Here is a 20,965-nt window from a genome sequence, read left to right as displayed (position 1 = left end):
AATATGCCTTAAAAACCCTTTAATATCCGCTCTTTCAGCGTATGCACGATGTCCTGCTCGACCATATGGATCGGGCGATTGGCATCCAGAATGACAATACGGCCAGGATCAGACTGAGTAACCAACTGATAGCCTTCACGAACCTTTTGATGGAAGGCGAGACTCTCCAGATCAAGGCGGTTAACCTCGCGGTCCTGATTGGCAGCAATTCTAGACAAGCCTACCTCCGGCTCTACATCCAGATAAAACGTAAGATCCGGTGTGCGGCCGCCGGTTGCAAAGTCATTAATGCTCCGCACTTTTTCGATTCCAAGGCCTCGTGCAAAACCCTGATAGACAAGGCTGCTGTCGACAAAACGGTCGCAAAGCACTGTAAGGCCTTCTTTTAGTGCCGGCTCAACGACCTCCGCCAGATGCTGGCTTCTTGCAGCCGCATACAGCAGCGCTTCGGTCCGCGCATCCATCGCGGTATGGGCAGGGTCCAGAATAATGGAGCGGATCTTCTCGGCGATTTCAATGCCCCCCGGTTCGCGGGTAATGATATAAGGCATGGAGTGATTCTGCAGATAAGCGGCTACCCTGCCCAGCACAGTTGTTTTCCCTGAGCCATCGCCTCCCTCCAAAGTAATGAAAAAACCTTCACGTCCCACTTATACTTCTCCGCCCTTCATATTGTTGTAAACCACTATACGCCGTAAGGCGGGGTCTGCGCAGGCCTGAAACTTAGCCCCTCCCTGACGGAGTGCTGCCAGCCTTCTGCATGCTGCTTCACTTATGACTTCTCCCGGATACAAGAGCGGAATGCCAGGCGGATAAGGGATTACCATCTCTGCCGCTACTCTCCCTACACTGTATTCGAGGGGTATGCTTTCGGTTTCGCTTGCTGTCACCGGCTTCAGGGAAAATGTCACCGGCTGTGAAATAAGCGATTGAACAGAATTGTTCCACGTGGAAACTTCTGCGGATGGAGATCGATTGTCCTCGGCCTCATTGAAGGAGGAGGCACTGGAGAACGGTGCAATCGCCGCGCTCAGATTAGAAAGGCCAACCGCCGCCATTTCGGCGTCTATTTCTCGCAGCGCGGCCAGCAGCGTGAATGTATCCTCAGCCTTCGAGCCGAGGCTGAAGGCAAGCACTACGTGCCGGTCGTCGCTCATCTCCGGCACAATGCCCTTCTCTTCGAGCCTGCGCTGCAGCTCGAAGCCCCCCAGGACCCCGGCGGCGTCATAAATGACCGCCTTGAAGGGGTCCTGGGTGGTGTACGACGCCGCTTCTGCCGGCGGCGTGTCCATTCCGGCGGCTGTGCCAGCGCCGCCGTGAGGCTGCAGCGGCTGAGCCGGCTGCAGCAGCCCGAAGCGCGGCAGCGAAGCTAAGCCGCGCTTCAGCACGTCCACGGCGGCGAGCCCCGCCGTGAAGGCGCCGGCGCCGCCCAGGTGCACCAGCCGCCGGGCCAGGTCGAGCGAAGCCATCACCGGGTAGGATGGGCTGGAGCTCTGCACCATGGCCAGCCGCTGCCGCAGCAAGGCGCGGTCAAGGCGCGTCCCCTGCACATGCAGCATGGCGCCCATTGTCAGCGCCGGCAGCATCTTGTGCGTGGACTGCACCACGCCGTCCGCGCCGCAGGCAAGCGCCCCGGCTGGCAGCGCCGGGTGCAGCCCGTAATGCGCCCCGTGCGCCTCGTCGACCAGAAGCGGAACGCCGCTGTCGTGACAGATGCGCGCGAGGGGCGCCAGATCTATGCCCATGCCGTAGTAATTCGGCATGGTGACCAGCACGGCGGCGGCTTCCGGGTAGGCTGCAAGTGCAGCCTGCACCGCTTCAGCCGCCGGAGCGACAGCGAGGCAGCTGTCCGCATCCAGCTGCGGCTCAAGGAAGACTGCGCGCACGCCAGCCAGCATTAAGCCGTGAATCACCGACTTATGGACATTACGCTGCAGAATCAGCGTCATCCCGGGCTCGGGACAGACGGTCAAGATAAGTGCCAGATTGCCGGCGGTACTTCCGCCAACCAGCAAAAAGCTTTCCTCCGCCCCAAAGCAATCCGCAGCAAGCTCCTGCGCTTCCCTAATGACCCCTTCCGGGTGGTGGAGATCATCCGTTCCGGTAATTTCCGTCACGTCGTACCTCATGATCTCATCCAGATATCCTGCCCCTTCAGCTCCGCTATAGGCCTCACCGTTCTTGTGGCCGGGCACGTGATAAGATATATTACCCTTAAGTCTATATTGTTCCAGCATCTCATATATCGGTGCCCTGCCAGGCTCTAAAATGTTCATGTTCTTATCCTTCCCTGGGGGTTACCTCTATTTTAACGCAAATATGCCTAAACGCCTATTATTCCGCTTAAAAGCATCATCTGCACAACAAAACGGCCCCTCCCGCCACAACACGGGGAAGCCGTTAAATTAATTGCTTATGCTGCAGCCATTGCGACACAGATCCACCGCCCGCTCTCTTTACACTGTTGTTACTAATGCCTTCATTCGGATCAGGCGTTCTTTTGGAGTCCGATTTTCTTCATCCGGCCAATGAAAAAACGGTACTTAATGTCCTCAGCATCCGTACGCACCATTTCGCTCTCGCAATCTTCACAAATGAAATGCGAGACAATAACAATACCTTCTTCTTTCATCTGCCCGCAAATAATGCAGGACTGTCCGGTTTGCTGTTCCATATCCATCCCACCTTGACTCTTTTAAGAACAGTATGTTACACCTTCTATCATTTTAAACCTTTTCATAGTTTTTTCCTATCCGGGTTACTTAAAATATATATATTCTGTGATCCCCAGGCTGGTGATTCTCCCGCTGAAGTTTAATAAAACGCCGCAGACAGCCGATATTATTAACATGAGAACACACGAGGAGGTCAGAACTTTCTTTATGGAACCCAACACCAAAGGTGCAGCTACATTCTATCAATACAAGCTTATCAAAAAAATAAATCTGACTACTGCCAAGCTGCGAATCTACATTGCGCTTCCTTTATTATTCGTAGTACTGGAGACCATATTCCTCTCCTGGTGGAGCCTGTTGTATATGGTTGTTGCAGCTCCCGTTGTATTATGGGTCCAGTATGTCATCTCACGATCCGTACTCCTTATCACCGGGCATCCCATCGCTAAACGGTGGAAGGTGTCTCTGCGCCTGCCTTGGCTCGGCTATATGCCGGATCAATATATCAGCTACGGCATCTTTCGTAAGGTGCAGCTGCATAATTTCTGGATCGGCCTATGCATTGCTGCACTTTTTATTGTATGGGCTCCTCCGGCGTTCACAACCTCCTTGGCAATCTGCCATCTCTGGCTGCTCTTGCCCCGGCTGTATACCTTGCTGAGACTGCGCCGAGATGATGAAAGCGGGATGCTAAAATTCAACCCTGCAGACGTTTCCTATTACGCTCAATAATTGCAGAACCGCATACATACGGTCATCACCTACAGACAACAGCAGTCCCATGTGCAGGATTGATACATGATACAATAATAAACGCCGTCCAACTTGGACGGCGTTTATTTATTTACTCTTCAGCCCTTTTATGGAGGCTTTCTTTTCCTTCGGAATCATTACTGTGAAATAGCCGTCATGTACGGTTAAATGTACAATTAGTCCGTCTTTTTGAAAAACACGGGAGCTTCCCGCATCCTCATCCCCCTTTTGTTCCTCCCACCCCCAAGCTTTGATCGCTTTCAGGTAAGGCTCGGGTACACCCTCTTTTTCCTTAATTCCGGACAAGGAGTAACGGACATAGTCCATAGCAACATTTGTAGTAGCCCGGTCAGGAGAACTGGCTTCCTTGGGAACAGGAAAGCTTTTTTCATTAAGTGCCCCCTCAAAAGTATCCCAGTTGGGCTCTTTTGCTCCGCAACCAGTAAACATTACACTCACTATACAAACAATAAATAATATCCATAAGGGTCGGGTTAGCTTCATACCTTAAATCCTCCTTACCTCTACCATGCATCAAAAGACACAAGAAAATTCAAATTTAGAATTTATCAGTAGTTCATTCGTATTAAGGTGCTGCTTAATATTTGCACTTTTCTATTATACTTGGATATACCATGCCGTCGGTAACAAAAATGTCACTCAATTGAAAACGCTTTTATAATCAATTAATCTCTAAAAGCAGTCTTCCCATCCAGGTGCAAACAACAAAAAAAGCCATTGTCGATGACTCAACAATGGCTTCATGTGCTTGGCGGCGTCCTACTCTCCCAGGACCCTTCGGTCCAAGTACCATCGGCGCTGGAAGGCTTAACGGTCGTGTTCGGGATGGGTACGCGTGGAACCCTTCCGCTATCGCCACCAAACGGGCATTTACAGCGTAAATGCTTCAGGAATCTTGATTCCTGAAAACTGAATCCGAAACAAATCTGCGTTCTTCGAAATTTTTGGATAAGCCCTCGACCGATTAGTATTGGTCAGCTCCATGCATTACTGCACTTCCACCTCCAACCTATCTACCTCGTCGTCTTCAAGGGGTCTTACTAATTGGGAAATCTCATCTTGAGGGGGGCTTCACGCTTAGATGCTTTCAGCGCTTATCCCGTCCGTACGTAGCTACCCAGCCATGCTTCTGGCGAAACAACTGGTGCACCAGCGGTACGTCCATCCCGGTCCTCTCGTACTAAGGACAGCTCCTCTCAAATTTCCTGCGCCCACGACAGATAGGGACCGAACTGTCTCACGACGTTCTGAACCCAGCTCGCGTACCGCTTTAATGGGCGAACAGCCCAACCCTTGGGACCTACTTCAGCCCCAGGATGCGATGAGCCGACATCGAGGTGCCAAACCTCCCCGTCGATGTGGACTCTTGGGGGAGATAAGCCTGTTATCCCCAGGGTAGCTTTTATCCGTTGAGCGATGGCCCTTCCATGCGGTACCACCGGATCACTAAGTCCGACTTTCGTCCCTGCTCGACTTGTAGGTCTCGCAGTCAAGCTCCCTTATGCCTTTGCACTCTTCGAATGATTTCCAACCATTCTGAGGGAACCTTTGAACGCCTCCGTTACTCTTTAGGAGGCGACCGCCCCAGTCAAACTGCCCGCCTGACACGGTCCCCGTACCCGCTTAGGGTACCAGGTTAGAACCTAGATACGATCAGGGTGGTATCCCAACGGCGCCTCCGCAGAAGCTTGCGCTCCTGCCTCTACGGCTCCCACCTATCCTGTACAGATCGTACCCAAATTCAATATCAAGCTGCAGTAAAGCTCCATGGGGTCTTTCCGTCTTGTCGCGGGTAACCTGCATCTTCACAGGTATTAAAATTTCACCGGATCTCTCGTTGAGACAGCGCCCAAGTCGTTACGCCATTCGTGCGGGTCAGAATTTACCTGACAAGGAATTTCGCTACCTTAGGACCGTTATAGTTACGGCCGCCGTTTACTGGGGCTTCGGTTCATAGCTTCGGGTTGCCCCTAACCACTCCCCTTAACCTTCCAGCACCGGGCAGGCGTCAGCCCGTATACTTCGCCTTGCGGCTTCGCACAGACCTGTGTTTTTGCTAAACAGTCGCTTGGGCCTTTTCACTGCGGCCCCCTCGGGCTATTCACCCTACCGAGGCACCCCTTCTCCCGAAGTTACGGGGTCATTTTGCCGAGTTCCTTAACGAGAGTTCTTCCGCGCGCCTTAGAATTCTCTTCTCGCCTACCTGTGTCGGTTTGCGGTACGGGCACCTTCTCCTGGCTAGAGGCTTTTCTTGGCAGTGTGAGATCATGACCTTCGCTACTATAATTTTCGCTCCCCATCACAGCCCAGCCTTAACGATGTGCGGATTTGCCTACACACCAGCCTCACTGCTTAGACGGACATCCATCAGTCCGCGTCACTACCCTCCTGCGTCACCCCATCGCTCATAGCGGATTACGGTGGTACAGTAATTTCAAACTGTTGTCCTTCGACTACGCCTTTCGGCCTCGCCTTAGGTCCCGACTTACCCTGAGCGGACGAGCCTTCCTCAGGAAACCTTGGGCTTTCGGCGGATCAGATTCTCACTGATCTTTTCGTTACTCATACCGGCATTCTCACTTGTATGCTGTCCAGCGCTCCTTACGGTACACCTTCAACCCACATACAACGCTCCCCTACCCCAGATACATACGTATCTAGCCATAGCTTCGGTGGTGTGTTTAGCCCCGTTACATTTTCGGCGCAGAGTCACTCGACCAGTGAGCTATTACGCACTCTTTCAATGGTGGCTGCTTCTAAGCCAACATCCTGGTTGTCTGTGCAACTCCACATCCTTTCCCACTTAACACACACTTGGGGACCTTAGCTGATGGTCTGGGCTGTTTCCCTTTTGACAATGGATCTTAGCACTCACTGTCTGACTCCCGGCAAGAAGTTAATGGCATTCGGAGTTTGACTGAGCTTGGTAACCCTTGCGGGCCCCGCACCCAATCAGTGCTCTACCTCCACCACTCCATTCACCGAGGCTAGCCCTAAAGCTATTTCGGGGAGAACCAGCTATCTCCGAGTTCGATTGGAATTTCTCCGCTACCCCCACCTCATCCCCGTATTTTTCAACATACGTGGGTTCGGGCCTCCAGTGCGTGTTACCGCACCTTCACCCTGGACAGGGGTAGATCACACGGTTTCGGGTCTACGTCCACATACTAAATCGCCCTATTCAGACTCGCTTTCGCTGCGGCTCCGGCTTCTCACCTTAACCTTGCATGTTAAACGTAACTCGCCGGTTCATTCTACAAAAGGCACGCCATCACCCCTAAAACGGGCTCTGACTTTTTGTAAGCACACGGTTTCAGGTTCTATTTCACTCCCCTTCCGGGGTGCTTTTCACCTTTCCCTCACGGTACTGTTTCACTATCGGTCGCCAGGTAGTATTTAGCCTTAGCAGATGGTCCTGCTGGATTCATACGGGGTTTCACGTGCCCCGCACTACTCGGGATCCGTCTCGGAGAGAATACAGTTTAGGTTACAGGGCTTTTACCTCTATCGCGGGCCTTTCCAGACCTCTTCACCTACCATATTCCTTTGTAACTCCATGTGAGACGTCCCACAACCCCAAGGGGCAAGCCCCTTGGTTTAGGCTGTTCCGCGTTCGCTCGCCGCTACTGACGGAATCACTATTGTTTTCTCTTCCTCAGGGTACTTAGATGTTTCAGTTCCCCTGGTCTGCCTCTACACACCCTATGTATTCAGATGTGAGTAACTGCGAATTACCACAGCTGGGTTTCCCCATTCGGACACCCCCGGATCAAAGCTTGCTTACAGCTCCCCGAGGCAGTTTCGTTGTTCGCCACGTCCTTCGTCGGCTCCTGGCGCCTAGGCATCCTCCGTGTGCTCTTATTAGCTTAACCAATGCGTTCTCCCGAAGGAAAATCGCCAGCATCGCTATAATTGAAACTTGTTTACACAAGTTCAGCTTAAAGGAATATTCTAAAACGCAAATTCGTTTCGGTATCCAGTTTTCAAGGATCAAGGTACTGCTGAGAGCTTAAACTCTCAAAACTGACCAACGAGTGAGTAACAGGCCTAAACCTGAGTTTTGGAAGTTATACTTCCGATTTGAATGTCACCGTTGCAGGTGACGATTCTCCATAGAAAGGAGGTGATCCAGCCGCACCTTCCGATACGGCTACCTTGTTACGACTTCACCCCAATCATCTACCCCACCTTCGGCGGCTGGCTCCCTTGCGGGTTACCCCACCGACTTCGGGTGTTGTAAACTCTCGTGGTGTGACGGGCGGTGTGTACAAGACCCGGGAACGTATTCACCGCGGCATGCTGATCCGCGATTACTAGCAATTCCGACTTCATGCAGGCGAGTTGCAGCCTGCAATCCGAACTGAGACCGGCTTTGCTGGGATTGGCTCCACCTCGCGGCTTCGCTTCCCGTTGTACCGGCCATTGTAGTACGTGTGTAGCCCAGGTCATAAGGGGCATGATGATTTGACGTCATCCCCACCTTCCTCCGGTTTGTCACCGGCAGTCACTCTAGAGTGCCCAGCACTACCTGCTGGCAACTAAAGTCAAGGGTTGCGCTCGTTGCGGGACTTAACCCAACATCTCACGACACGAGCTGACGACAACCATGCACCACCTGTCTCCTCTGTCCCGAAGGCCGCCTCTATCTCTAGAGGATTCAGAGGGATGTCAAGACCTGGTAAGGTTCTTCGCGTTGCTTCGAATTAAACCACATACTCCACTGCTTGTGCGGGTCCCCGTCAATTCCTTTGAGTTTCAGTCTTGCGACCGTACTCCCCAGGCGGAGTGCTTACTGTGTTAACTTCGGCACCAAGGGTATCGAAACCCCTAACACCTAGCACTCATCGTTTACGGCGTGGACTACCAGGGTATCTAATCCTGTTTGCTCCCCACGCTTTCGCGCCTCAGCGTCAGTTACAGCCCAGAAAGTCGCCTTCGCCACTGGTGTTCCTCCACATATCTACGCATTTCACCGCTACACGTGGAATTCCACTTTCCTCTTCTGTACTCAAGCCATCCAGTTTCCAGTGCGACCCCAGGTTGAGCCCAAGGTTTAAACACCAGACTTAAATAGCCGCCTGCGCGCGCTTTACGCCCAATAATTCCGGACAACGCTTGCCCCCTACGTATTACCGCGGCTGCTGGCACGTAGTTAGCCGGGGCTTTCTTCTCAGGTACCGTCACTCCGGTAGCAGTTACTCTACCGGACGTTCTTCCCTGGCAACAGAGCTTTACGATCCGAAAACCTTCATCACTCACGCGGCGTTGCTCCGTCAGGCTTTCGCCCATTGCGGAAGATTCCCTACTGCTGCCTCCCGTAGGAGTCTGGGCCGTGTCTCAGTCCCAGTGTGGCCGTTCACCCTCTCAGGTCGGCTACGCATCGTCGCCTTGGTGAGCCGTTACCTCACCAACTAGCTAATGCGCCGCAGGCCCATCCCTTAGTAGCAGATTGCTCCGCCTTTCATCCTTTCCTCATGAGAGAAAAGGAATTATCCGGTATTAGCTACCGTTTCCGGTAGTTATCCCAGTCTGAGGGGTAGGTTGCCTACGTGTTACTCACCCGTCCGCCGCTAAGCTTACCCCGAAGGATAAGCTCCGCTCGACTTGCATGTATTAGGCACGCCGCCAGCGTTCGTCCTGAGCCAGGATCAAACTCTCCAAATTGGTATTTAGAAAGAGCGATTGCTCATTTTGAAACATCTGACGAGAATTTGCATTCTCTAATTTTGGATCTCACCGAAGTGATTTCCGATACTCACTCGTTGTTCAGTTTTCAAAGATCAAGCTCGTTGTCAGTGCCGATCATCTCGTCACCAGCAACTCTTATAATATATCACATCCAGCCGTTCAATGCAAGCTCTTTTTTTCAACTTCTTTTTCGAGCTCGGCGTTGATGTTTCGCGGCCAGAAATAGAATATATCATGTATAGTATTAGATTGCAAGCATTATTTAAAATTTGATTTCAAATTAAAAGCTGTGTCTCCTCGCAGCCCCAAAACAACAGAACCAGAAGGTAACACAGCTTTATACAATGCATGGAACCAGACTAGGCGATGATCTCTTGAATGTATAATTCACGCTCAAGCATCAGATTCACAATTTTCCCCTCAACTTTAACCATCGGACGGGTAGGATTGCTGCGGTCAGTGAAAATGATTTCACCATGACGTCCATCGCTCAGTTTGATTCTGGTTCCATTGTATAAGTCGGTTGTTTTTTGAATAAAGGTCTGAACAATCACCGGATCAAGCTTGCCGAAGCTCTCTGTCAGAATCTGCTCCAGCACCTTGTAAGGCGACTGTGCCTTCCTGTAGGCTTTCTCCAGCGTCATTGCGTGGAAGATATCGGCCACTGCAACAATCTTAGCGTAAAAATGAATCTGGGTACCCTCCAGATGCAACGGATAACCCGAACCGTCTATTTTCTCATGATGCTGAAGTGCAGCGAGTCTGACTCCCTCATTAATTGCCGTAACATTACGGAGCAGTTGGTAACCATAGGTTGTATGTCTGCGGACCTCTTCTAACTCAGCACCGCTCAGCGGTGTCGGCTTCTGCAGCAGTGAGACATCAACCTTCACATTTCCTATATCATGCAGCAAGCCGGCAAAAGCAGCCTGCATCCAATCCTTCTGCGGATATCCGCACCATTGGGCTAATTTATAAGAGGTTAGAGCCGAAAGTACAGCGTTATGATAATTGTAGTCCTGATCATTAATGACACGCGGAGTAAATTTTAAGACATGATAATCCTTGAGCTCGTTGATCAGTGCCTCTAATTGACTCCGCAATTCATAAATAGGCAGCGGAGCTGCGGCAACAGAACGGTAGCTCTGCTTAACCAGGGCCAGCATTTTTTCATACTCATCATGAAGGGGAGAATTGCTCTTGGCAAGCAACGACTCATTGATGGTAGATCCTGTTTTAACTGAAACAGGCTTCGTACCGGCTTTAGCCGGCTCAGAAGGCTTGTTCTCACCCTGGGCTCCCTCTATCTCCACCTGTTGAACCAGGAAAGCCTGCAAAATCTCAATATCGCGGGGTAATATGACCTTCCCCTTAGAAAACAGCACGCTCCCCAAGGGAGTAACGACGTCTTTAATAATTTTCGAACCCGGTTTTACTTCTGCAACGGATATGTTTGGCATAAACTCAGCCCCTCTGTTTCTGTGAAACTTACGCTCAGGAATGCTGCTCTGCTGGAGAGACTGAACATTACCGGCCACCAATGGTACCTTGCGGCAACTAACCGCTTAACTCTCTAATTATATTATGGATATCGGCAAGCGACTAGATAGTGTGCAGTAAATTCCTAAAATTTATTGTTGTACATAAAAAAGCATGAGTTCCTGGGGTCAGAAACTCATGCTTCATTAGTTCATTCTACTCGAGACTATCCTCTTCACCTTCAACATCCGCTTCAGGCTCTGAATCAGTTACCGGTTCTACTTGCTCTACTATTGTACCTTGGATTTCTTCGCCATCCTCGTGCTCAGACAGATCTTCTTCTTCTTTGTCCGCTCTGCAAAGGGTAGCTACAGCGTCATCCTCACGGATGTTGATCAGCTTAACGCCCTGCGCATAACGGCCCATAGTAGAAATACCATCCATGCTTGTACGGATTAATGTTCCGCTTGTCGTAATAATCATCAGGTCTTCATCATTCTTAACAACCTTCAGACCGACTACCGGACCATTCTTATCCGTAAGATTGATCGTCTTAATCCCTTTACCGCCACGGGTCTGGGAACGGTAATCACCGGCAGGTGTCCGTTTACCATAACCTTTAGTCGTTACGATCAGCACTTCAAGCTCCTTGTCCACACAATCCATACCGATGACATGGTCATTGTCATCAAGGGTGATTCCCTTAACGCCGGTTGCACTGCGGCCCATGGAACGTACATCGTTCTCGGAGAAGGTAATCGACATACCGCGCGCAGTACCAATAATCAGGTTCTGTTGGCCATCAGTCAGCTTCACTTCGATCAAGGAATCCTCTTCACGGAGATTGATCGCAATCAGTCCGCCTTTGCGGATGTTATTGTAATCTTCCAGAGGCGTCTTCTTCACGATCCCCTCACGGGTTGCAAAGAACAGATACTTGTCGCTGTCAGCTTCCTCAACCTGAATTACTGCACTGATCTTCTCACCCTGCTCGATCTGAATCAGGTTGATAATTGGTGTTCCCCGTGCAGTACGTCCAAGCTCTGGAATCTCATAGGCTTTAATCCGGTATACTTTACCCTTATCGGTAAAGAACATCAGATAATTATGAGAATTGCTCACGAAGAGATGCTCCACGAAATCCTCATCCTTCGTGTCCATGCCAATGACGCCGCGTCCGCCGCGCTTCTGGCTGCGGTAGGTGCTAACCGGCAGGCGCTTAATGTAACCGGTATGCGTAATGGTAATGACCACTTCTTCACGCGGAATCAGATCCTCATCGAGAATGCTCTCTTCCCCAACGGTGATTTCAGTACGGCGGTCATCGGAAAATTTATCGCGAATTTCCTGAAGCTCATTACTGATAATCTCCAGTACAAGATGCTCATTAGCCAAAATCTCGCGGTACTCAGCAATCTTGGCCAGCAGCTCGTTATATTCATTCTCGATCTTCTCACGTTCCAGACCGGTCAGACGCTGCATCCGCATATCAAGGATCGCTTGTGCCTGCTCGATACTAAGGCTGAAGGTCTCCATCAGGCCTTCACGGGCGATATCTGTTGTCCGTGATGCTCTGATCAGGGCGATTACCTCATCCAGATGATCCAGCGCAATGCGCAGACCTTCCAGAATATGTGCCCGTGCCTCTGCCTTCTTCAGATCAAAGACTGTCCGGCGGCGGATAACTTCAATTTGGTGCTGCAAATAGTGATACAGCACATCACGAAGATTGAGAATTTCCGGCTGATTGTTCACGATCGCCAGCATATTAATGCCGAATGTAGATTGCATTGCCGTATGCTTGTACAGGTTATTCAGTACAACACTCGGATTAACGTCGCGTCTCATCTCGACAACTACACGCATACCGGTACGGTCGGATTCATCCCGCAGATCTGTTATGCCCTCAATCCGCTTCTCGCGTACAAGCTCTGCAATCTTCTCAACCAGTCTCGCTTTGTTGACCTGATAAGGCAGTTCATGCACGATGATCCGGGCTTTACCATTGTTCTCCTCAATGGTCGCTTTGGCACGCATCGTAACCGACCCGCGGCCTGTGCGATAGGCCTGGCGAATACCCTCGCGGCCTAAAATGTATCCAGCCGTCGGGAAATCCGGTCCTTGAATATATTCCATGAGTTCCATAGGTGTAATGTCCGGATTCTTGATCATTGCCTGTACGCCATCAATGACCTCACCCAAATTATGCGGAGGAATATTGGTAGCCATACCTACAGCTATCCCTGATACCCCGTTTACAAGCAGGTTGGGATAACGGGCAGGCAGAACTACAGGCTCATTCTCTTCGCCGTCATAGTTAGGTGCGAAATCAACAGTTTCCTTGTTGAGATCACGAAGCATTTCGCCTGCGATTTTGGAGAGGCGTGCTTCTGTGTAACGCATCGCTGCAGCCATGTCTCCATCGATCGAACCGAAGTTTCCGTGACCGTCTACGAGCATATACCGCATCGAGAAATCCTGGGCCATACGTACCATCGTCTCATATACGGCAGAGTCTCCGTGAGGGTGGTACTTACCGATAACCTCGCCGACGATTCTCGCTGACTTCTTGTGAGGTTTATCCGGAGACATTCCGAGTTCCGACATCGCAAACAAAATGCGCCGGTGAACAGGCTTAAGTCCGTCCCGCACATCCGGCAAAGCCCGGCTTACAATGATGCTCATCGCGTAATCCATAAAGGATTCGCGCATTTCCTCACCAATGTCCCGGTCTTTGATTTGCGGGTTATTTTGTTCAGCCATGAGTTGCTGGACCTCCTTCAGTTAAAAACCGCTACCCTTTATTATATTACTTTCACAAAAACAGCACAATTAAACACGGGTAGCCTTATATCTGCTATTATTCATTTCTTTTAGCACATGTAGGGGTATATGCCCTTTCCGCCAATGCCTTCAGTACATAGACTATACAGACAAGAGGAGTGGCTTTATCGCCCTATTTTCGCTCATAGAGGCATAACCTCATATCCTTATATTATAACATTATTTAGCTAGCTTGTCCTGACAATTAAGCATGCAAAATTCTATTAAGAATAGGCTAGGAGGAAGATAATGAGGATTCAACGGGTGTCCAGTAAATGGGCTAAAACAGCAGTCATCCTGCAAAACCGTCTGCTGGCGATCTTCATTCCGGAAACGCGAAAATATAAAATGGAGCATTTGTCTGAGCTGCTTGAAGTCTATGGCACGGTATATATTAAGCCTGACCGCGGTACCTATGGTACCGGAGTTATGCGGGCCGAACGGCGCACAGTACACTTAAGCCCCAGCGTACAGCAACCGGATCTTGAGGACACGGCAGCAGACGGTGGTGTACCCGGGACACGGGAGCAGGTCATGTACATTTTACGATATGCCAAGGATGCAGAGGTATATAACTCGGTAGAAGAACTCCATGCTGCATTAATTTCCAAAATCAAAGGACGTCCATATCTGGTGCAGCAGGGAATCGATCTGCTGTGCCACCAGGGAAGGCCGTTTGATCTGCGCGTGCTCACTCAAAAAAATCCGGCTGGCGCCTGGGAGACCACAGGTATGCTCGGGAGAGTAGCCGCACCGCAAAAGGTGGTCACGAACTATCATAATGGGGGCAGCATAATCTCCGTGGAGGCATTGTTTAAAGAACACATGAATCCAGGGGAAATGGCAAAAACGATTCAGCAGCTTAAATCGCTGGGAGTCAAAATTGGCGCACAACTTGAAACGACCTACCCCGGACTTAAAGAAATCGGACTGGATGTGGCAATTGATCAGCATCATGACCTGTGGCTGCTGGAGGTTAACACGCTCCCAGCCATTATGGTATTCAAAATGTTTCCCGATAAATCCATTTACCGCAGAATTCACCGCTATGCTGTAGCCTATGGACGTTTAAAAAGAACCCGGCCGGCAACTCGTCCCCGCCGCAGATTTCCCTCCAAACTATAATAAAACCCCCGGCCTGCTATCCAATTACGAATAGAAGCCGGGGGTCTGTGTCTGTTATCTATCAGAGGGTATTATCAGATATCAAGGTTACGAACCGATTGCGCATGCTCCTGAATAAACTCACGGCGCGGTTCAACATTGTCACCCATCAGTGTATCGAAAATACCGTCAGCCAAAATAGCATCCTCAATCGTTACCTGCAGCATCATACGGCTCTCAGGATCCATGGTAGTATCCCACAGCTGAGTGGCATTCATCTCTCCGAGACCTTTATAGCGCTGAACATTGACCTTAACATTCTCACCAAAGGTAGCGATAATTTCATCGCGTTCTCTCTCGGTTTGAGCGTAGCGAATTACCTTGTTGCGCTCAATCTTGAACAGCGGCGGCTGTGCGATATAGATATATCCCGCTTCGATAATCTTCCGCATGTAGCGGTAGAAGAAGGTCAGCAGCAAGGTACGGATATGAGCACCGTCGACGTCTGCATCGGTCATGATAACAATTTTGTGGTAACGGGCTTTGGACAGATCGAAATCATCGCTGATGCCTGTTCCGAGAGCGGTAATAATCGCACGGATTTCGGCATTGGACAAAATACGGTCAAGCCGTGCCTTCTCGACGTTCAGGATTTTCCCGCGCAGCGGCAGAATCGCCTGGAAATGACGGTCACGCCCCTGTTTGGCGGATCCGCCGGCAGAGTCCCCTTCGACGATGTACAGCTCACTGATCGAGGCATCCTTAGACGAACAGTCAGCCAGCTTGCCGGGAAGAGCGCTGACTTCAAGCGCACTCTTACGCCGGGTCAGCTCACGGGCTTTACGGGCCGCTTCACGGGCACGGGAAGCTTGCAGGGATTTCTCCAGCACACGCCGGGAAACCGCAGGGTTCTCTTCCAGAAACTCCTGGAGTTTCTCCCCGAACAGCGACTCTACAATTCCGCGTACTTCACTGTTGCCAAGCTTAGTCTTCGTTTGGCCTTCGAACTGCGGCTCAGGAATTTTAACGGAAATAATCGCCGTTAACCCTTCGCGCACATCATCCCCGGTCAGGTTGCCGCTGCTATCCTTAATAACCCCGGTCTTGCGGGCATAGTCATTGATTATTCTTGTCAAGGCGCTCTTAAAGCCGGATTCATGCGTTCCGCCTTCATGCGTATTAATATTATTAGCAAAAGAGTAAATGTTCTCTGTATAAGAATCGTTGTACTGCAGAGCCACTTCAACTGCAATCATATCCCGTGAGCCTTCCACGTAGATCGGTTCCTCGTGCAGTGCTTCTTTTTTCTCGTTCAAATATTTCACATACTCAACGATACCGCCATCATATTTAAACGAGTTAGAAGCTCCCGTCCGTTCATCCAGCAGTGAAAGCTCAATCCCCTTGTTAAGAAAAGCCAGCTCACGAATACGCGTAAGCAATGTCGAATATTCAAAAACAGTCGTTTCGGTAAAAATCTCCGGGTCGGGAAGAAAAGTTGTAGTTGTGCCGGTTTCCTCGGAATCGCCGATGATTTTGATATCATACTGCGGTGCACCGCGTCTGTATTCCTGCTGGTAGACATGGCCGTCACGCTTAACGGTTACAACTACCTTCTCGGACAAGGCATTCACGACTGAAATACCTACGCCATGCAGACCGCCTGATACCTTGTATCCTCCGCCGCCGAACTTACCGCCTGCATGCAAGACAGTCATTACAACTTCAAGCGTCGATTTCTTCAGCTTCACATTCTCGCCGACAGGAATCCCCCGCCCGTTATCAATAACGGTAACACTGTTATCTTCATGTATAATCACTTGAATCCGGTCGCAAAAACCTGCCAGCGCCTCATCGATACTATTATCGACAACCTCCCAGACCAAATGATGCAGACCTTTGGCACTAGTAGAGCCGATGTACATGCCGGGACGTTTCCGAACAGCTTCCAGCCCCTCAAGCACCTGAATCTGGCTCTCATCATATGTCGGTTGATTCATTGACATGCCTTCACCTACTTCTTTCAGATTATCTCTTGTAACCCAGATTAAACTATATCTCTAACAAGATTTTGGCTCTTTTTTTGAGAGTGGAGGAGGATATGGGGGAGTAGTATACCGTATTTTTGGTGACGACGATAGATTTCGCTTCCTCTTCACCGATTCGTTCCAATCTTTTGTCCTGGCCCGAATGAACGATGAACTGCTTCGACACCTTGGAGGATTTCTCAATCGATATATCAAATATAGCAATCAATTCTGAAGACCTGATAATCTTCTCCCCGCCCAAATGAATATACATGCTCTGCCTCCGCTCTTTAATTCTCCACTTTTCCATCATGAACATGAAACAGGGTTGCGTCCTTAAGCTTATCTGCATTTAAACTCTCCACACCAGTGGCGGTGATGAAGGTCTGCACCTTGCTCTGGAAAGTTTCGATAAGCTGGGTCTGACGATAGGGATCAAGTTCGGACAAAACGTCATCAAGAAGCAGCACAGGATACTCCCCGATTTCCTCATGGATCAGTTCAATTTCCGCCAGCTTGAGCGATAAAGCTGTCGTACGCTGCTGTCCCTGGGAACCGTAGACCTGAGCTTCTCTTCCGTTGATAAAAAAGGACAGGTCATCCCTATGGGGACCCGTCAGCGTCATGCCGCGCCTGATTTCCTGTTCTCTCGTTTGTGATAACTTTAACATAAATTTGTCCAATAAGACAGCTTCATCTTCCTCTTCACGCTCTCCGAAGGAAGGAACATACAGCAGTTTAAGCTCTTCTCCGCCGTTCGTAATGCCCCGGTGAATGCTTTCTGCCCATATTTGCAGCTTCTTTATGAATTGTTTCCTTTTTTTGACGATTTTAACACCATGCTCTACAAGTTGGGCATCCCATATTTCTAAAAGCTCTTTGCCGGCAGCTTCCTTGCCCCATAGCTGCTTCAGCAAATTGCCTCTCTGGAGGAGGACTTTCTGATACTGCTGTAAGTGAAAAAGGTAGCTGGGCTGCACCTGCCCGATCTCCATATCGAGAAAACGGCGGCGGATACCCGGCGTACCTTTGACAATTTCTAAATCTTCCGGAGCAAACATGACCACATTAAGTGAGCCGACAAATTCGCTCAGCCGGCGCTGCTCCAGTCCGTTGATCCTGGCTTTTTTGCCCTGGGCGGACAACGTCAGCTCCAGCTTCAAATCCCCGTACTTGCGCTCTACTTCGGCAACAATCTGAGCAGATCCTCCTGGAGCATCAAACGAAATGAGCTCCTTGTCCTTGGATGTGCGGTGGCTTTTCGTCATCGCCAGAACAAACAGAGCCTCCATAAGGTTGGTTTTGCCCTGGGCGTTCTGGCCAAGAATCAGGTTTACATCGCCCAGGTTTTCCAGACGCAGCAGCCCGTAGTTGCGATAATGCTGCAGACCGATATTTTTGACAAACACGAAGCTTAAGCCTCCCCGAAGTACTACTCTTTTATTCCGCCGCCTTCAACCTCAAAAACGCCGTTGTCCTGTACCTCTATTCTATCACCCGGGTAAAGCTTTCTTCCACGCCGTTCTTCTTTTTCTCCGTTAACGAGCACATGGCCTTCCTGCAGCAAAGCCTTAGCCATTCCTCCTGTGGATACACAATCGGAGAGCTTCAGAAATTGGTCGAGCTTAATATATCCACTGTGGATAAGTATTTTTTTCATGTTTTTTATCCTTTCTACCACTTATCCACAGGTCCGTGAACAGCGGCGTTAGTTAGTTGTGCGGTAAGGCAGAATCACATACAGGCTGCGGCTCTCATCTAGCGGCCGTAAGATGATCGGACTCATCATGCCCGTAAAAGCAATAACCAGCTGTTCGCTTTCGACAACCTTCAGCACATCCAGCATATATTTCGAGTTGAAGGAGATTTTTAGCGGTTCACCTTTGAAATCAATGACTTCCAGTTCTTCACGGACTTTACCCAGCTCTGATGAGCTGGAGGAAATCTCAACATCACCGTTATCCAAAGTCTGCATGCGCACAATATTCGTTTTTTCCTCACGGGACAGCAAATAAGCACGGTCGATGGATTCGCTTAATTTTTTTGTGTCGAGCGTTAGTTCTGTTTTGTAGTTGGTCGGAATAATTCTAGAAGTATCCGGATAAATGCCGTCCAGGATGCGCGAATAGAACAGCACTTTATCGATTTTGAACAGAACCTGATTATCGGCTACGACAATATCTACCAGCATATTCTGGTCCGGAATAATTTTGCTCAGTTCATTCAGCGTTTTGCCCGCGATTACGACATTCGCAAATTGTACACTTTCTGTGCCTTCCAGGTGCGCTGCTCTTGTAGCCAGGCGGTGACGGTCAGTCGCCGTGAATTTAAATTCATTATCGCTTAAATTCCACAGGATCCCGGTGAGGATCGGTGTTGTTTCTTGGGTAGAGATGGAGAAAGCGGTCTGTTTAATCATATTCTTCAGCAGGTCGCCTGGCAGAGAGATCGTTTCATTCTCTTCAATGCTCGGCAGAACAGGAAATTCTTCAGGATCAAGACCGACGATTTGAATCTCGGTGGATCCGGAGGAGATATAGGTTTGGAAGCCTTCCTTGACTTCCATGTGAATTTCTTTGGAGGGAAGCTTCTTGATAATCTCAACGAAGAATTTGGCAGGAAGCACTACGCTACCGGGTTGTTCGACTTTTACGATCGTATGGCTGTCATTTTCAGCCGGAATGAAGGATTGAATCGAAATATCCGTGTCGCTTGCAGTTAGTGTAACTCCCTGATGGCTGACTTCAAACTTAATGCCGGTCAGAATCGGAATAGTCGTTCTGCTGGAGATAGCTTTGGATACATGCCCGATGGATTCGTTGAGTTCATTTTTAAGAATGCTTATTTTCATGATTTCACTCCTAGCTGAAAAGTTGGGAAATGGGCTTACGTTTATCCTCTTTGAAACCTGCTCTTAGAAGATGAATTATTATAGATCTTTAATAGTATTAGTAGTAGGGGCTCCGTTTATGTGGATAACTCCCGTAAACAGCATAAAATTAAGCCTACCCACATGTGTATAGATTGTGTATAGGCTCTTTGTTCCTCTTAGGAAGGATTTTTAATTTTCTCCGCAAGATTATTGACCACTTTGTACAACTCCTGATCGACCTTTAATGACTGTGTAATCTTCTCATGGGCATGAATTACAGTTGTATGATCGCGTCCTCCGAAGGCTTCACCAATCTTAGGCAGCGAATAATCCGTTAGTTCACGCGAGAGATACATCGCAATTTGCCGCGGAAAAGCGACGGCTTTGGTGCGTTTGCGCGCTTTGAAATCTTCCATGCGCAAATTGTAGTATTCTCCGACCTTTTGCTGAATATCACCGATGGTGATCATTTTTGGCCGGCTGGACGGGATAATATCCTTCAGTGCCTCGGCTGCCAGATGTGTGGTTACGTCCTGGTTGGTTAGCGAGGAGTAAGCCACAACCCGGATTAGCGCGCCTTCCAGCTCACGGATATTCGTATCAATCTGGTTAGCGATATACATCATTGCCTCATTGGGGATGTCAAGGTTCTCCGCTTTGGCCTTTTTGCGCAGAATGGCTATGCGTGTCTCCAGATCCGGCGGCTGAATATCGGTAATAAGTCCCCATTCAAACCGGGAGCGCAGCCGTTCTTCCAGTGTTGGAATTTCCTTTGGCGGACGGTCACTGGAGATGATGATTTGCTTGCGTTCTTCGTGCAGAGCATTAAACGTATGGAAAAATTCCTCCTGCGTAGACTCTTTGCCGGCCAGGAATTGAATATCGTCAATTAGCAGAATGTCAACATTGCGGTATTTGTTGCGGAAGCTTTCGCCGCGGTTGTCACGGATGGAATTGATGAACTCATTCGTAAATTTCTCGGACGAGATGTAGATAACCTTGTTGTTAGGGTTATGTTCCAGCACATAGTGCCCGATGGCATGCATTAAGTGGGTTTTTCCCAGTCCCACGCCGCCGTACAAGAAGAGGGGGTTATAAGCTTTGGCCGGCGCTTCGGCCACAGCCAGCGAGGCTGCATGCGCAAAACGGTTGCCGGAACCGATTACGAACGTATCGAACGTATATTTCGGATTAAGCAGATGGGTCTGCGCTTCTTCACGCGATACTGCTGGCGAAGGCGCCATCTGTTGAATTACAGGCTCTGAGGGTTTGTTCTCCTCAATCACAAATTTGACGTCCACCTGTTGTCCGGTAACCTCATAAACTGTAGCTCCTACCAGCTTTGTGTATCGACTTTCCAGCCATTCTACGGCAAAAGTTGTAGGTGCCGAGATGATAAGGGCCTGAGAGCTAAACGATAATGCTTTCGTCGCTTTAAACCACGTATCAAAACTCGGTTTGCTTAGTTTAGTTTGAATAATCGATAAAATTTGCTGCCATAATTCGGAAGTATGGCTGTCCAC

At 49.7% G+C, this 20,965-nt stretch carries 14 protein-coding genes and 3 rRNA genes; 2 read left to right on the top strand and 15 right to left on the bottom strand.

All coding sequences use genetic code 11. The features are described 5' to 3' along the window. Positions 1–8: 8 nt before the first annotated feature. The 3 genes from tmk to QU597_RS00075 form a co-directional block, all read right to left on the bottom strand. Positions 9–650: a dTMP kinase gene (gene tmk, locus QU597_RS00085; protein WP_310830868.1), complete on the bottom strand. Its 642-nt coding sequence runs from the start codon at positions 648–650 to the stop codon at positions 9–11. Continuing rightward, the gene (locus QU597_RS00080; RefSeq protein ID WP_310830867.1) at positions 651–2,276 is read right to left on the bottom strand and encodes an aminotransferase class I/II-fold pyridoxal phosphate-dependent enzyme; all 1,626 of its coding nucleotides are present in this window, start codon (positions 2,274–2,276) and stop codon (positions 651–653) included. 212 nt (positions 2,277–2,488) lie between these two features. Beyond that, positions 2,489–2,674, bottom strand: coding sequence for a sigma factor G inhibitor Gin (locus QU597_RS00075; RefSeq protein WP_054944052.1), 186 nt, complete (start codon positions 2,672–2,674; stop codon positions 2,489–2,491). 208 nt (positions 2,675–2,882) lie between these two features. Between QU597_RS00075 and QU597_RS00070 the strand changes: the two genes are divergently transcribed. After that, a complete protein-coding gene (locus QU597_RS00070; RefSeq protein ID WP_310830866.1) occupies positions 2,883–3,407 on the top strand; it encodes a hypothetical protein in 525 nt (174 codons plus the stop codon). A gap of 108 nt (positions 3,408–3,515) precedes the next feature. Here QU597_RS00070 and QU597_RS00065 read toward each other — a convergent pair whose 3' ends face one another. The 6 genes from QU597_RS00065 to gyrA all read right to left on the bottom strand — a co-directional run bounded on the left by QU597_RS00065 (position 3,516) and on the right by gyrA (position 13,379). After that, positions 3,516–3,932, bottom strand: a complete 417-nt coding sequence (locus tag QU597_RS00065; RefSeq protein ID WP_206102622.1) for a hypothetical protein — start codon at positions 3,930–3,932, stop codon at positions 3,516–3,518. Positions 3,933–4,195: 263 nt separating this feature from the next. After that, a 5S ribosomal RNA gene (gene rrf, locus QU597_RS00060) occupies positions 4,196–4,312 on the bottom strand. A gap of 81 nt (positions 4,313–4,393) precedes the next feature. Further along, a 23S ribosomal RNA gene (locus tag QU597_RS00055) occupies positions 4,394–7,321 on the bottom strand. 244 nt (positions 7,322–7,565) lie between these two features. Next, positions 7,566–9,113: ribosomal RNA gene (locus tag QU597_RS00050) — 16S ribosomal RNA — on the bottom strand. Together the 16S, 23S and 5S rRNA genes form the textbook arrangement of a ribosomal RNA operon. Positions 9,114–9,496: 383 nt before the next feature. Further along, positions 9,497–10,597 carry an HD-GYP domain-containing protein gene (locus tag QU597_RS00045; protein WP_310830865.1) on the bottom strand — a complete coding sequence of 367 codons (1,101 nt, stop codon included), beginning with the start codon at positions 10,595–10,597 and terminating at the stop codon, positions 9,497–9,499. A 235-nt stretch (positions 10,598–10,832) separates the two neighbouring features. Continuing rightward, on the bottom strand, positions 10,833–13,379 hold the full coding sequence (gene gyrA / locus QU597_RS00040; protein ID WP_310830864.1) for a DNA gyrase subunit A: 2,547 nt from the start codon (positions 13,377–13,379) through the stop codon (positions 10,833–10,835). A gap of 309 nt (positions 13,380–13,688) precedes the next feature. On the opposite strand from gyrA, the gene QU597_RS00035 reads away from it, so the two are divergent. Continuing rightward, entirely contained in the window at positions 13,689–14,564 is an 876-nt protein-coding gene (locus QU597_RS00035; protein ID WP_310830863.1) for a YheC/YheD family protein, read from the top strand. Between the two features lie 74 nt (positions 14,565–14,638). On the opposite strand, the gene gyrB is transcribed toward QU597_RS00035, so the two are convergent. The 6 genes from gyrB to dnaA form a co-directional block, all read right to left on the bottom strand. After that, the gene (gene gyrB / locus QU597_RS00030; protein WP_310830862.1) at positions 14,639–16,549 is read right to left on the bottom strand and encodes a DNA topoisomerase (ATP-hydrolyzing) subunit B; all 1,911 of its coding nucleotides are present in this window, start codon (positions 16,547–16,549) and stop codon (positions 14,639–14,641) included. Positions 16,550–16,595: 46 nt separating this feature from the next. Continuing rightward, a complete protein-coding gene (remB, locus tag QU597_RS00025) occupies positions 16,596–16,844 on the bottom strand; it encodes an extracellular matrix regulator RemB (protein ID WP_206102617.1) in 249 nt (82 codons plus the stop codon). Between the two features lie 16 nt (positions 16,845–16,860). Next, a complete protein-coding gene (recF, locus tag QU597_RS00020) occupies positions 16,861–17,979 on the bottom strand; it encodes a DNA replication/repair protein RecF (RefSeq protein WP_310830861.1) in 1,119 nt (372 codons plus the stop codon). A gap of 23 nt (positions 17,980–18,002) precedes the next feature. Beyond that, complete coding sequence (gene yaaA / locus QU597_RS00015; protein ID WP_310830860.1) at positions 18,003–18,230, bottom strand: S4 domain-containing protein YaaA; 228 nt, start codon at positions 18,228–18,230, stop codon at positions 18,003–18,005. 48 nt (positions 18,231–18,278) lie between these two features. Next, positions 18,279–19,421, bottom strand: coding sequence for a DNA polymerase III subunit beta (gene dnaN / locus QU597_RS00010; RefSeq protein WP_054942654.1), 1,143 nt, complete (start codon positions 19,419–19,421; stop codon positions 18,279–18,281). 197 nt (positions 19,422–19,618) lie between these two features. Then, the gene (gene dnaA / locus QU597_RS00005) at positions 19,619–20,965 is read right to left on the bottom strand and encodes a chromosomal replication initiator protein DnaA (protein ID WP_054942653.1); all 1,347 of its coding nucleotides are present in this window, start codon (positions 20,963–20,965) and stop codon (positions 19,619–19,621) included.

The organism is Paenibacillus pedocola (genome assembly GCF_031599675.1).
Taxonomy (GTDB): domain Bacteria; phylum Bacillota; class Bacilli; order Paenibacillales; family Paenibacillaceae; genus Paenibacillus_AQ; species Paenibacillus_AQ pedocola.
The sequence above is the reverse complement of the archived record's forward strand: the minus strand, read 5'-3'. Positions and strand labels throughout refer to the sequence as shown.

Coding starts and splice junctions, on each gene's coding strand:
- QU597_RS00065 (WP_206102622.1), bottom strand. CDS start 3,932: ATGAAGCTAACCCGACCCTTATGGATATTATTTATTGTTTGTATAGTG.
- dnaN (WP_054942654.1), bottom strand. CDS start 19,421: ATGAAAATAAGCATTCTTAAAAATGAACTCAACGAATCCATCGGGCAT.
- QU597_RS00075 (WP_054944052.1), bottom strand. CDS start 2,674: ATGGAACAGCAAACCGGACAGTCCTGCATTATTTGCGGGCAGATGAAA.
- gyrB (WP_310830862.1), bottom strand. CDS start 16,549: ATGTCAATGAATCAACCGACATATGATGAGAGCCAGATTCAGGTGCTT.
- QU597_RS00080 (WP_310830867.1), bottom strand. CDS start 2,276: ATGAACATTTTAGAGCCTGGCAGGGCACCGATATATGAGATGCTGGAA.
- yaaA (WP_310830860.1), bottom strand. CDS start 18,230: ATGAAAAAAATACTTATCCACAGTGGATATATTAAGCTCGACCAATTT.
- QU597_RS00035 (WP_310830863.1), top strand. CDS start 13,689: ATGAGGATTCAACGGGTGTCCAGTAAATGGGCTAAAACAGCAGTCATC.
- QU597_RS00070 (WP_310830866.1), top strand. CDS start 2,883: ATGGAACCCAACACCAAAGGTGCAGCTACATTCTATCAATACAAGCTT.
- QU597_RS00045 (WP_310830865.1), bottom strand. CDS start 10,597: ATGCCAAACATATCCGTTGCAGAAGTAAAACCGGGTTCGAAAATTATT.
- remB (WP_206102617.1), bottom strand. CDS start 16,844: ATGTATATTCATTTGGGCGGGGAGAAGATTATCAGGTCTTCAGAATTG.
- gyrA (WP_310830864.1), bottom strand. CDS start 13,379: ATGGCTGAACAAAATAACCCGCAAATCAAAGACCGGGACATTGGTGAG.